The 12,617-nt window shown below is 37.3% G+C and carries 12 protein-coding genes; all 12 read right to left on the minus strand.

Annotation, left to right across the window (positions count from 1 at the left end):
* Nucleotides 1–33 precede the first annotated feature (33 nt).
* Nucleotides 34–360: a hypothetical protein gene (locus tag DOK79_RS05005; RefSeq protein ID WP_242543197.1), complete on the minus strand. Its 327-nt coding sequence runs from the start codon at nucleotides 358–360 to the stop codon at nucleotides 34–36.
* Between the two features lie 607 nt (nucleotides 361–967).
* Nucleotides 968–1,843 (minus strand): DUF4176 domain-containing protein, encoded by an 876-nt coding sequence (locus DOK79_RS05010; RefSeq protein ID WP_206853102.1) that lies wholly within the window; start codon nucleotides 1,841–1,843, stop codon nucleotides 968–970.
* A gap of 43 nt (nucleotides 1,844–1,886) precedes the next feature.
* Nucleotides 1,887–2,783: a hypothetical protein gene (locus DOK79_RS05015; RefSeq protein WP_206853100.1), complete on the minus strand. Its 897-nt coding sequence runs from the start codon at nucleotides 2,781–2,783 to the stop codon at nucleotides 1,887–1,889.
* 44 nt (nucleotides 2,784–2,827) lie between these two features.
* Nucleotides 2,828–3,721: a DUF4176 domain-containing protein gene (locus DOK79_RS05020; protein WP_206853098.1), complete on the minus strand. Its 894-nt coding sequence runs from the start codon at nucleotides 3,719–3,721 to the stop codon at nucleotides 2,828–2,830.
* A complete protein-coding gene (locus tag DOK79_RS05025; RefSeq protein ID WP_206853096.1) occupies nucleotides 3,718–5,247 on the minus strand; it encodes a hypothetical protein in 1,530 nt (509 codons plus the stop codon). Before DOK79_RS05025 ends, DOK79_RS05020 begins: the two co-directional genes overlap by 4 nt.
* A complete protein-coding gene (locus DOK79_RS05030) occupies nucleotides 5,238–5,588 on the minus strand; it encodes a hypothetical protein (RefSeq protein WP_206853094.1) in 351 nt (116 codons plus the stop codon). The genes DOK79_RS05025 and DOK79_RS05030 overlap by 10 nt, the downstream gene beginning before the upstream one ends.
* A 9-nt stretch (nucleotides 5,589–5,597) precedes the next feature.
* On the minus strand, nucleotides 5,598–5,852 hold the full coding sequence (locus tag DOK79_RS05035) for a hypothetical protein (protein WP_206853092.1): 255 nt from the start codon (nucleotides 5,850–5,852) through the stop codon (nucleotides 5,598–5,600).
* 11 nt (nucleotides 5,853–5,863) lie between these two features.
* A complete protein-coding gene (locus DOK79_RS05040; protein WP_206853089.1) occupies nucleotides 5,864–6,265 on the minus strand; it encodes a DUF4176 domain-containing protein in 402 nt (133 codons plus the stop codon).
* On the minus strand, nucleotides 6,262–10,677 hold the full coding sequence (gene essC, locus DOK79_RS05045) for a type VII secretion protein EssC (protein ID WP_206853087.1): 4,416 nt from the start codon (nucleotides 10,675–10,677) through the stop codon (nucleotides 6,262–6,264). Before essC ends, DOK79_RS05040 begins: the two co-directional genes overlap by 4 nt.
* Complete coding sequence (essB, locus tag DOK79_RS05050; protein ID WP_206853084.1) at nucleotides 10,664–11,836, minus strand: type VII secretion protein EssB; 1,173 nt, start codon at nucleotides 11,834–11,836, stop codon at nucleotides 10,664–10,666. The genes essC and essB overlap by 14 nt, the downstream gene beginning before the upstream one ends.
* Entirely contained in the window at nucleotides 11,833–12,108 is a 276-nt protein-coding gene (locus DOK79_RS05055; RefSeq protein WP_206853079.1) for a type VII secretion protein, YukD family, read from the minus strand. Before DOK79_RS05055 ends, essB begins: the two co-directional genes overlap by 4 nt.
* Before the next feature lie 13 nt (nucleotides 12,109–12,121).
* Nucleotides 12,122–12,607 carry a hypothetical protein gene (locus DOK79_RS05060; RefSeq protein WP_206853076.1) on the minus strand — a complete coding sequence of 162 codons (486 nt, stop codon included), beginning with the start codon at nucleotides 12,605–12,607 and terminating at the stop codon, nucleotides 12,122–12,124.
* Between the last annotated feature and the right edge of the window lie 10 nt (nucleotides 12,608–12,617).

Raw genomic sequence — 12,617 nt, forward strand, 5'->3', positions numbered from 1 at the left:
TTTTCTCTGTACGAATACTTTAATCTCTCTATGCTACACTTCTTCCATAGCGGTTCCTTTGATATGTTTGTTAAAATATTTCTCTCCATACCATTCTAATTGTGTTTTCCCTTCCTTATTGCGGTATTCTTCTGAGTATTTGTGTTTATAATAACCGTGTAACAGATATGGCAAGAATAGATAGGCTTCTCCGAAAATCATAACGATATTCATAGCTATCCATAGACCTAAAGTACTGATAAATCCAACAAAATCTGTTCGGACCTCATCACTATCCGGAAATACGATTTTCCATACCATGACGACAATGACAACTATCCAGCCATATTTTATTGCTTTCTCTACTAACATAGCCAACATATCTTTCTTTCTCCCTGTTCCATACAAAACATACTCAATTGAACGCTTCTTATTTATAAAAATGACACAACTAGCTAGTAATACTATTGCTAGTAATACTGTCAATCCTATTGGAGTCAATGGTTTAAGAAAAAATGTTATACACCATAAGTTTGCACTCAACAACATTATTATCAATAGATTATTCGCATTTAGAAGGAAAGTAACTTGACTAATTTCCTTGTAAACGACTCTTTTGATGTAGATAATACATAGTAACCATAAAAATAAAAACATGACCACGAGCCAAGATGGGAAGAAGTTGATTTCAGCTCTGCCCACAGGACTATTAGGATCTTGGTGGTAAAACATTGTAGATATAAGATAAACAATGCTAAATATCACGATTGAAAAAAAAGTATTTACTATTGGTCTGCTCCGAAGTGATTTAGGATCTCCTTTCTCAATCATATATATTATTAATTGGTCATCCAACAACTTAATACTTTGTTCAAATGATGCATTAAACAGATGTTTCATATTCTCTATCACCAAAAACTAATCTTTGGAATTTTCACCGAAGATAGCGCCTTTCCAGTTATTTTATATATTTCCACTACTTCCTATGCTATTTCTCTTCCCTGTCAGTTCCTTTGATATGTTTGTTAAAATATCTCTCTCCGTACCATTCTAATTGTGTTTTCCCTTCCAAATGACGATACTCTTCAGGAAATTTATTTTTATAATAACCATGTAATAGGTATGGCAAGAACATATATAGTTCCGCAACTATGGTTCCAATATTCATTAACTGCCACATGAATACGATACCAATAAATCCAAAAATATCATTACGAACTTCTCCAGTATCTGGAAATACAAATTTCCAAATTCCTACGATAACAATCAAAATCCCCCCACATTTCAAAATAAAATCCATCAATTTTTCTATTTTCTTATCAACCTTATTTAATTTTGAAGTGCTGTTAAACAAAAGACGTTCTAGTGCATTGAATTTACTGATCACCAAAACATATCCCACCAAAATCACACATAGATACAAAAATAAAGTACCAAAAAGTGTTAGCGGTTTAAAAAAAATTGTTAAAAAATATAGATTCATCAGGATAACTAATAATATGATGTAATTATTCAAATTATTTAACTTAATAAATAATTTATTACTGAACCTACTTTTCGTTTGAAAAAAAATAAAACTACATAAATAGATAATATTCAATATCCAAAATAAATTTATTGGCAAAAAATTTATACTAGGAATCGGGAGAAAACTAGCAGGATTATGTTGTAAAATAGAGTCTCTTGAAAGAATAGCTATACCATATGAAAAAAGAACTAACATTAGAAATAGAATTACTGGTAAAACTTTTCTTTCTCCGTTATATAGTGATCGTTTAGATGTATCTCTTATCATATAATCAACTAATGGATCATCTAATAACTTTAAACTTTGTTCAAATGTCGCATTGAATAATTTTTTCATATGCTTCTCCATTTAGAGTTAATCTCATCCTGACGTCTACTTCTTATGTTTTTGTTTTTTCTTCTTTATCAGTTCCTTTGATATGTTTGTTGAAATATTTCACCCCATACCACTCTATTTGTGTTTTCCCTTCCAAATCGCGGTATTGTTCTGCGTATTTTTGCTTATAATACCCGTGTAATAGATAGGGGAAGTATAGATAGGATTCTGCAAAAATTATGACAATATCCATAGCTATCCACATACCTAACATACTAATGACTCCAAAAATATCTGTTCTTACTTCACCACTGTTCGGGAAGACGAACTTCCATAATATACCTACGGTCACAATTCCCCAGCCATATTTCATTGCTAATTTCATTACTTGATCTATCAACATATCTACCTTATCTTTTTTTCTTTCAACTTCATATAACACGTACTCAATCGTACGTTTCTTAGTCCTAAACACGAGGTAGCTAACTACTCCGATCAATCCTAGTAGGAATAGCATACCTAAAATGGTTAGTGGTTTAAGAAATACTGTTATGAATAAAAGATTCATCTCTATCACTAGCCAAATAATATATAAGTTTAAGTTGAATTGACCTCGTATTCTTGTAAAGTAATACTCCCCTCTATCCCTAAAAATGAAAACTAAAGTTAGCCAGATACAAAATAATAAATAAAACAACCACATTGGTAAAAAATTGATATCTGGTGTAGGAAGTGGACTAGGTCCTAGTTCTCCTGCACTAATTTTTGTGGATATAACGGCGATCAAATAATTGATTCCTATTAAAAAGGCTAGTAATAGTACTCCGACAACTCTAGCAACTACCTTTTTACCACCTGTCGGATCGGGTAATTGATTAACGTCTTTATTCATAAAAGTAACAAATGTATCATCACTTAAGTTTAAACTTTCTTCGAATGTTGCATTGAATAATTTTTCCATATTTTTCTCCAGTTAAAGCTAATCTCATTTCTAATGTCTACTCATTATGTTTTTATTTTTTCTTCTTTATCAGTTCCTTTGATATGTTTATTAAAATATTTCTCTCCGTACCATTCTAATTGTGTTTGCCCTTCCAGATTGCGGTATTCTTCTGAGTATTTGTGTTTATAGTAACCGTGTAATAGATATGGGAAGAATAGATAAGCTTCGACGACAATCACTGCAATATTAAACGCTATCCACATAGCAAAAATGTTAATAAAACCGATCATATCTGTACGAGGTGTATCCCCACTAGGGAAAATAAATTTCCAAATCATAACTATTATGACCACTATCCAGCCGTAATTCATCACGATTTTTATGATTTTTTCTATAAAATCATCGAGCTTATTTTTTTCTTTGTTTTTTATATTAAGCATTTTTATATTTAAGGAATTATATTTACTTCTAATAACGATATAGCCTACTATAGTTAATAAAAGCAAAACGATTAGCATACCAATAGAAGTTAATACGTTAAGCGATAAAGTAATGAAAAATAAATTTATTGTAAGTATTAACCAAATAAGATAATTATTACAAGTGTTCATTGTAATGAAAATCTTTGTACTAGCATTATTCTTATTTTTATATTTTGTATATAGCCAGATAAATAAATAGATAAAAAGAACTATCCAAAAAATACTTACTGATAAAAAATTTATCTCTGCTGGTGGAAAAAAGCTATCTTTGTCAGGATTATCAATCATATGTTGAGTAAGAATAACTAAACCGTACTGGAAAGCAATAAAAATTATCGATAAAATCAATAACAAATATTTTCTTTTGCCATTATATAATGGCCGTCCCTCAGTATCTCTTATCATATAATCGACTAACTTATCATCCAATAAGTTTAAACTTTGTTCAAATGTCGCATTGAATATTTTTTTCATATTATTCTCCCACCCAAATTAACATTTGGCATTTTCAACACAGACAGCGCCCTCCCTATTGTTTTTCCCGGCTGTTGAATGTCCTCAAATACATATTTCACTATATCTATACTTTGTTTAATCCCTTTTCCTACTTTCTCTGTAGCTTTATCATATAATTTATAACTCCAATCTTTACTGTTATCATAGGCATTTACCTTAAAAAGTTGGAAAATCTTATTTCCTAGTCCAACACCTCCGCCTATTACAGCCCCTAGTGGCCCCGCGACTGCCGCACCTAATGTCATTCCCTCTAACGGACCAATACTCTTCACCACCTCTATTCCGCCGCCTATTATTCCTTTACCAATACTTCCTGTTTTTCCATATTCATTCACAGCATTTGCTGCGAAAGTGACTCCTAATTGCGCGTAAGTAGCTACTTGGCCTGCCGTTCCTAATCCTTTGGCGACACCCCATTTTTTAGCTCCTTGTATCAAATGGGAGTTCTTCAAACCTTCACTGACATAGGTTTTTACGGGAGAGGTAAATTTAGTGAAATTTTGATAGGCTTTGCCTATCGTGTCGATTTTAGGAAGCCATTTTCCTTGAGCAACAGTTTTACCGAACATTTCGTATTTTGTCAGACAGTTAAACAATTTAGTTTTCATCCCTGAAGGTAGATAATTGGTAAGCATCCAAAATTCATCGTTGGATGCCAGCTTGTTTACCAACGCATCAGGATAATTGCTGACCAACATTTCAAGTCGTTTGATTGCATCGGTTTTCCCTTCTTTTAGAGGTTGAACTAATTTTTCAATCTCCCCATACAGTTCTAAGAAGGCATTGGTTGAAGATTCTTCCAGCAATGTCTGTCCGTTTGGTTTGTACTTCTCAAACCAACTTCCATCCACCCCTTTCGGCAATGTATAACTTCCATCTGCCTTTACGGTGGTTTGATTCAGAACTAAGACACTTTGCATGGCAAGTTTTAATTCCAGTAGACTGTTGTTGAACAGTCCACTGGTTTGAGAGTTAAAGGCATTGAGTTTTTGCTGTTTGCGTTGCAACTTGTAGATGTCTTCTTGTAGGCTGTCTGACATTCTCATCAGGTTGCGATGGAAGTCGGTCAGCATTTCTGTGATGCCTGGTAAGATGCTTATATTAGCGATGTGTCTGATCGTCTGCGCATTGTTTTCAATCGATTGTTTAGCAAATGATTTAGCACGAATCTGTCCGCTTAAATTCTCTTCGTCCAAGTATCCTTCACTAGAAACGATTTGATGCGCGGCGGAGTAAAGATTCAGATCTGACTGAATTCCTTGTACCGCATTGTTTACCCGATTGACTGTAGGAATGATCAATTCAGAAAACAGTCCTTTACCGGCTTGATAAGCTGCTCCGGAGAGTGTTTTTCCGTCAACTGCTTGAACAATTTGTTGGCTACCTGTTCGTAGTTGGTCAATCGTTGTACGAGCAAGTGATAAATTAGTGGTCATATTACTTATTAAGTTCGAAGATTCACTGGCTGAATAGATTAATCCCATCGTTTATTCCTTTCTTTCTGAAGGGCTGTACGTTCTTCTTCAAGCTTGAGCACACCGTTTAAGTATTCTTGGTCCAGTTGGTGCTGTCGTTCTTCTACTAGCCGCGTGAAGTAAGCTGATTTCCCTTCGTTCTCATTTTTCTCCCAGCGAGCTGCTTGACTTCCTTGGGAGATTGATTCTTCTGTGAATCGTTGGATTTCTCGAAAGCTTTTTCGCATATCCATCTCTAAATGATGGATACATTGTTTTAACTGTTGTTTTTCTTTGCTTAGACGCTCCGATCGTTGCTCATTATTGCTGATTTTACGATCATATTCAGCTATCAATTGTTCATTTTCCATACTGACTCCTTACTTGAACCTTGATTGACTATCTCTGACCGCAATTGCTTGAGCGAGTTGGGGGAATTTGTTTGCTTGTTCATTGACACAGGTGACTAGATTTGAAATATCATTTAGTAGCTTGTTACTGACCTCTACACCTGTTTTCATGCTGCTGATCGTACTCTTGTTTAAAGAACTTGTTTTGCTACTACTGACAGAAACATTTTTTATTCCTGATACGGCTGCTGTTGCAGTGGATTCCTGAGAAGCGATTTTCGGCATCTGTTTTCTCCTTATCTAAATTGATAAAATGGATCTTCTTTTAATCTCTCTTCTTCATTTATTTCAACGGTTTCTGCAATCGGTGCAGATGGTTCTTCTTGTACAGGCAATGGATGCTTTTGCGCATCTTTAAGTTGCCTTAACAAGTCATCTAAAAATTCTTCATCGGCTTGATTTTGAAATCCTTCGAATAACACCTCTGTAATTTGGTCAGCTTGGATAGAAAAGACTTCTTGGCTTGGCACATCACCAAACGGATGAGGTGCTACACGATATCTCGAGATGACTTTTTCTTCTTCATTTTTGGCAATGGCACGAGCGACGATGAAATACAGCAGTTGATCATCTTCTGTTCCTACTAGTCTGACAATACTGCCTAGTGGCAAAAACGTTGTGATCATTTCTTCTCTCATACTTCTTCCTCCGTAGGAAACACAATGGCTTCCAATTGATCATCTTTCAAACTGTGTAGAACATTTTTAGCAACTATTGCGTTTTTTTCTTGGTAAGAAAGATTTTCAATGAATAATTGGTTTTGTAAACTACCACCAAATAAAATCTGATCGATATTTTCTTTTACGAACGTAGTGATTCCGCCAAATGTATTGCCGACTTTCGCTATGTTATCGATAAAGATAAATTGTAAATGATCGCTTCCTCCACTTAATAAAGCAGTTACTTCTTCAGGGTCCAATGTTAGTTTCCCTACTAGGTCCGCGATACCATTGATAATAACGAGCCTCTTGCAAGTTTCATTTGTTAAGAGCGCTTCTAGTGCCGTTTTTAGGCCTGTTGGTTCTTTCGTAAGGCATGAACGGTCCAAATAGAGTGAAACACCCGCCTTCGCTGATTCGAGTGTGCCATTGGCATCAATCAATACCACTTCTCCTTGACGTTCTTGACAGATTTGTTGAAGCAACCAAGGCATCATTGCACGGAATTGCTTATTGCTGCTGAAAAAGATCCCTAATCGCAGACTCTGGAATAAGGCGAAAGATTCTACTAATGAGGTGGCTTTATTCAATCCCAAATACAGTTTGTTTTCATCGGCTTGCACAAGGTAAGAAGTGAAACTTTTCCGAGTTAGATTTTCTGGTGCCATTGGAATTTTGTCAGGGCGTTCTCCTGTCCATGCTCGATTGATCTCTATGATTTCTTCTTCCAAATATTGAAGTAGTTCGGCATCATTTTTTCCATTACTTGGGAGATAAAACTGAATAGTGGTTGGCGTAGACAGTAAGACTTGCCCACGACCATTGATTGCTTCGGAGGTTAAAGCATTTCTGCCCATGACCATGTTTATCTCATTTTCATCGTTTAAATACATCGCGATCTTCGTTGCAATATTGCTCATCATATTGGTTCGGATGCTACCTGCTCGATTTGCAGTCATCACAAGAAAGACACCTAAACTTGCGCCATCTCGTAGTAATTGAAGCAACACTTCGTCAATTCTATCTTTACGCTTATCTTCTAAGCTCAATCCATCATAACTGTCGAGAATGACTCCTAAGATCGGTAATTTTTCTGTTGTTCTTGTCTCGTATTGTGTGAGATTAGCGACTCCAGCTTGCTTGAATAAACTTTTTCGCTCAGCCAGTATTTTTTCGATTCGCCCGAGCATTTTTTGCAATTTTTCATCTTCTTCCAAGGTTGCAATATCTGCGACATGCGGCAATTCTTTGAGTGGCAATAAGCCGTTATTCCCAAAATCGATTAAATGAAAGTGAATCATTTCAGGGGTGTTTTGACGAGCAAGATTCATCACAAGGGTTTGCAATAGTGTCGATTTCCCATACCCTGGACTGGCAACGATCAGTGTATGACTGGCTTCTTCAAGATTGAAAGTATGATTCAATTGTTTTTGTTCCGAGGGGATATCTAAGCACCCAAATGGGATTGCTAGATTGCGGTCTTCCGCCTGTGTCACTTTTGGGGTAACGAGTTGCTTCTCCAAGTTCGGTAGCCATGGTTTATCTGGTAACTTGTAGGCAGAAGCAGCAAAAGTTGTCTTGATTCGATCAATGACTGCTTCTAATTGTGTCGGCAGATCTCGAGTATCTTTTCCTTGGACAACTTCGACATCTGGATCATAGAGCAATTCCAGCTGTCCCAATTCATTGATTTTAAATATCCGTTCATCGATCACTTCTTCGATTAATTGTTCGGGGTCATAAGGCACTCCTGCATATCCGCTTTGAAACAATTCATACACTTCATTTTCGCCAACTTTCAAATACCCTCTTCCTGGGTTTACGATTTGTGCCGCATCCGGTGTTTTGAGTAGTTCATTTGAATCTTGGATACTCGCCATTTTCAAAGCGATTTTACTCGTACTATTGGCTTCGATCTGATCGTTGACTACGCCAGAAGGTTTTTGAGTGGCTAAAATCAAATGAACACCTAATGAACGTCCGATCCGGGCAACCGAGGTGAGTTCGTCTAAAAATTCTGGCACGTTGGCTTTAAGCTCTGCAAATTCATCGGAAACTAGGATCAAATGAGGCAATGGTTTTTGCGGATAAACAACGTCTGGCTTAGGCGTTTTTCTTTGTTTATACAAAGACATATAGCCGTTGATATTATTTACGCCATATTTGGCAAACTCTCTTTGTCGTTTTGCCAGCTCTGCTTTGATACTTGCCAAGGCTCGCGCAGTTCCAGCGCCGTCCAAATTGGTGATTGCTCCCATAAAGTGCGGTAAATGGTCTAAGGTATTGGCAATGCCGCCACCTTTCCAGTCAATAATCAACATGCCAATATCTTCTGGCGAAAAATTGATTGCTAAACCGATCAAATAAGTCGTTAAAAATTCGGATTTCCCTGAACCAGTCGTACCTCCAACTAAAGCGTGCGGGCCATGGACTCGTTCATGCAGATCCCAATAAACGAAATCTTTTTTCCCGCGCCAGCCAATCAATGACCGAATAGATTTATTCGGTTCAGCCGAAGCCCAACGATTTGAAATCATGAGTTCTTCAACTGTCTTGACCTCATACTGATCCAGTAGACTTAAACTGTCAGGTACGGCATTTTTCTCTACTTCCACATGATGGAGATTAGCCAAACGCCGAATCGCTTTTTCGATTGGATAAGTTGTCGGCAAATGATTCGGAATAAATCGCTGATTTACATATTCATTGTTTTGATTGATCAACGTTGCCGCTTCATTGCTTTGGTATTCGATTAACGTCGTTGTTGTTTCTGGCAACATATTCAATGTTTCTTTTCCCCAGATGACCGTAATTCCATACTCTCCTAAATTTTCGGCCAAAAATTCGTTTAATCCATGACCTGCTAACCAACTTTCATCCAGGATCGAAAACACATAATGCGGTTGGAAGTGGACTTTCTCATTTCCAGCCTCACGAACTTGTTGTTTTCTTTTTGCTATTATTTGATAAAAGGAATTCAAAACCATATCTCGACTTTGAGGCGTATGGACAATGCCTCTCAGATTTAACGAACGAATTTTATCATGGGGCAACCAACGCCATTCTCGCCAATGTTGTTCGTATTCTTCTGATGGGATCAGTGTAATGAACTCAACATCTCGATAGGAGTGCAATACGCATAACTGGAAGAGAAGGAGTTGTAATGCTGTTCGCAAAATATTAGGCGTTCCTGCTAAACCAACTGTTTGTTCCAAAAGTGATACAATGATCGGTGCATCTTCCAGTTGTTTATACGGGCTATTGAGATGCTCAAATGCTTCATTGCTTAATTCATCCTCTTCTGTCAGTTGGTAGCTTGTTTGAAAGCTGGCGTTGATCTCGCCGATCCCTAAACGGACAGATAAAAAATCCTCATTTACTGTCATCCGTTCATAGATCCGTGAATGGTAATCTTTTGCCATCAATGCTAGTTCATCCAGTGAAGGATTCATATATTCCAAAGCTATTTTTTGTGTTTGCTGTAAGACGTTAAGCTCCGATTTTTTTTTGATCATATACTGACGATAATGCGCTTCCCTCGCGTGATTTTTTCTGTTGGTTTCTTTTCTATTCGTAAAATAACTCGAAACAGAAAAGCCTGTTGTCAGTAAACTAGCCCCACCCATACTGATGAGCATGACTGGATTACCTCCGCTCAAGAAACTTGTCGCACCGCTTAGAACAACCATACCTAAAGGTGGCACGATCGTTTTCAACCATTCGTTCTTTCCTTCAGCAGATTTCTGCTTAGGGGGTTGGATCGCTACTTTCTCTTTTGGCTCCTTCAAGTGGATTCTTGGGCTACGTCTGAATGCGGGGAAGTTTGCTGGATACTCGGAAAGATAGGGTTCTTCCAGCAACTGCCAAGGGTCTAACCGTAGCTGATTTTTCAGATCGGTGATTTTCAATTGTTTCTCACGCATCTCAATGATCAGATAGTCAATGATCAATTGATCGCCTACAGAAAATGGAAAGACACCTTTTTTTACACGTTGGTGATTGTAATAGATCTTTGCTTCACTAGGATAGATTTTCACTTGATAGTCCTCGAGACTACTATCGTAATCAAGAAAAACCAACGCGTCAGAATCGATCCAGATTGCCGAGTCTTTTGCCCTTGATAGGTAGATACTTCCCCTCGGTTTATTGACGACAACCGTTTTCAATTGCTCATGCTGAACTAGGAGAAACTTCTCATCTCTGACTAATTCTCCTTCACAAAAAAGCTGTCCATCTTCACAGGAAATCGTGCGGTTTTCAATCATTACTTGATTCATTTTTTCTGTCATTTGTTTATGACTAAACGTCGAACCAAAGTAAAATAGATCATAAAGAACCGAAACGGAATGTTGGATTTGATCAGTCATTGAAATTGGCTTAGTTTGCTTCATTGCTATCCGTCCCGCCTTCTAAAATTTCTAAGTACTTATTGATTTCTTCCTCATAACTGATTAGTAATTCTTGCTTCTTCTGGCCACTCATTTTATTGTTTGCTCTTGTGGCGTCATATAATTTGGTGTAGGCATGCAAAATATATTGATTATCACCGAGATTTTGTGCGATATCTAAGGATCGATCAAAATCTCCCCGCCCGATGTAGATCCAGTAGAGCAAGGTATTTTCATTTGATTTTTGGGAAATGTTGTTCAATATCGCTGTTTTTTGTTCATTGGACAAATTATCCAGTTGTATTGCGCTGACTGCAGCGACGTATTGGGCACCATTAGGAAGATCTTCAGGTTTATCATCCTTTAATGTTGTTAAGACCCCTGCATAATTATTGGCAATGTACTGCGTTTCAGCCGAGCTGATCCGTTCTTGTGCGGGAAGTCGATCAAACGCATAGATACCTGTCGTAATCGCTAAACCGATTGTTAAAATTCCTAATATCAGTGTTCCCCATTTAAAAACAAGGTAGCTTTTTTTGTTCACCATTTGGATTTCAGTCGCACGCTTTGCTTTTTGTTGCACGACCTGTTCGCCGATCATGCGATCAATTTCTGCGACACTATTTGCTCCTTGGATTCGCTTCGAAAGCTCATCCTTCAAGGTGCCATTTCCTTCAATCAATTGCTCATAATCGTACTTGGGATGTAAAATCGTTAGAATCAACGCGCGATATTGCTTCAAAAATTCTTCTTCGGTTGCTTCATAAGGAATGATTGAATGCGCAAACCCCCGATGCCCTACGATGATTTCTTCCCCGAATAAAAATAGATTTGCCGGATGGATGAAAGGTTGGATGGGGCTGGTTAAAAACTCGGATAAGAAACTGATTTTTTGTGCAAGCAATAATCGTTGAAAAAGTTCTGTTCGTTTCAGACATTCTTGCAAAGAATAGATTTGTTTACTTTTTTGGTACTGAATGACTAGTTTTTCTTCTGAAGACTCTACGATCCGTCCAGAAAGTAAATGTTTTTTTTGTGCTAAGAATAGTTGATACTGTTCTAGGCGATCCAACTGGTACTGTTTCGCATTCAGTGTTACTTCTACCATATCAGCTGTTGTCTCAATGATGATCGTCTCAGAAATATCTTTTATGTGGCTCACGTTCGTTCCTCCGCTTTTTGTTGAGATTCATGAATCAGCAAATGATCGCCTTCACTTAATGGGTAATCCGCTACATAGGCCTCTTCTTTTAAGCGGATTGGTTTATTCAATACGACTAAATCGAACGTATCAGGCAGTGACGAACCATTTTGCGTTAAAGCTTCTTTTAATAATTCTTTCAATCGTGTAATCGTTACTTGGATCGGAATTTGCAAATCAATGATTTCTTCTTTGACTTGTAAACTAATACCGATTGCTTGATTTTTTTCCAACTACAACAGTCCTTTAATTATTTTTGTATTTCTGTTGTGAAAACTTTTTCCCTAAGTAACCGCCCCCACTAACCAGTAAAATACTCCCCAATAGAAGTAACAGCCAAGAAACAATTGTCCCGTGGGCAGTTGTGGGATTGGGGTTCGCTGACAATTGATGCCCTACAGACATTTGCTCTTCTTTAAACAATTTGGGTGTAACCGTATGTTCAAAAACTTGTGGCTGACCGGTTTCTTCTGCCACAAAGACTAGAGTTTGAGCAGTAGAGATTTGTTGCTTTTCTTGCTCAATTCGCTCTTGGTCTAATTTTGTTTTATCTGCTAAAAATAAATCGTGCAGTATAAAGGTTGTTTCATTGTCTTCAACGCCTTCACTCTCTCGGTAGATCACCTGATTATTGATCGTGAGCGTACCTGAAAAAACTGTAGGATTGTTTGGACTAAAAACCTGTAATAGTCCTAATAAAAAGAGCAGTCGTCCTATTTTTTTCTGAGCCATCTGATCCCTC

The sequence above is a fragment of the Enterococcus sp. DIV1094 genome (assembly GCF_017316305.2).
In the GTDB taxonomy this organism is placed as follows: Bacteria; Bacillota; Bacilli; order Lactobacillales; family Enterococcaceae; genus Enterococcus_B; species Enterococcus_B mangumiae.

What these genes read in the sequence shown, in the direction of transcription:
- DOK79_RS05025 (WP_206853096.1), bottom strand. Translation starts at nt 5,247, where the DNA reads ATGGGATTAATCTATTCAGCCAGTGAATCTTCGAACTTAATAAGTAAT.
- DOK79_RS05005 (WP_242543197.1), bottom strand. Translation starts at nt 360, where the DNA reads ATGTTGGCTATGTTAGTAGAGAAAGCAATAAAATATGGCTGGATAGTT.
- essC (WP_206853087.1), bottom strand. Translation starts at nt 10,677, where the DNA reads ATGAAGCAAACTAAGCCAATTTCAATGACTGATCAAATCCAACATTCC.
- DOK79_RS05040 (WP_206853089.1), bottom strand. Translation starts at nt 6,265, where the DNA reads ATGAGAGAAGAAATGATCACAACGTTTTTGCCACTAGGCAGTATTGTC.
- DOK79_RS05020 (WP_206853098.1), bottom strand. Translation starts at nt 3,721, where the DNA reads ATGAAAAAAATATTCAATGCGACATTTGAACAAAGTTTAAACTTATTG.
- DOK79_RS05035 (WP_206853092.1), bottom strand. Translation starts at nt 5,852, where the DNA reads ATGCCGAAAATCGCTTCTCAGGAATCCACTGCAACAGCAGCCGTATCA.
- DOK79_RS05030 (WP_206853094.1), bottom strand. Translation starts at nt 5,588, where the DNA reads ATGGAAAATGAACAATTGATAGCTGAATATGATCGTAAAATCAGCAAT.
- DOK79_RS05015 (WP_206853100.1), bottom strand. Translation starts at nt 2,783, where the DNA reads ATGGAAAAATTATTCAATGCAACATTCGAAGAAAGTTTAAACTTAAGT.
- DOK79_RS05010 (WP_206853102.1), bottom strand. Translation starts at nt 1,843, where the DNA reads ATGAAAAAATTATTCAATGCGACATTTGAACAAAGTTTAAAGTTATTA.
- DOK79_RS05060 (WP_206853076.1), bottom strand. Translation starts at nt 12,607, where the DNA reads ATGGCTCAGAAAAAAATAGGACGACTGCTCTTTTTATTAGGACTATTA.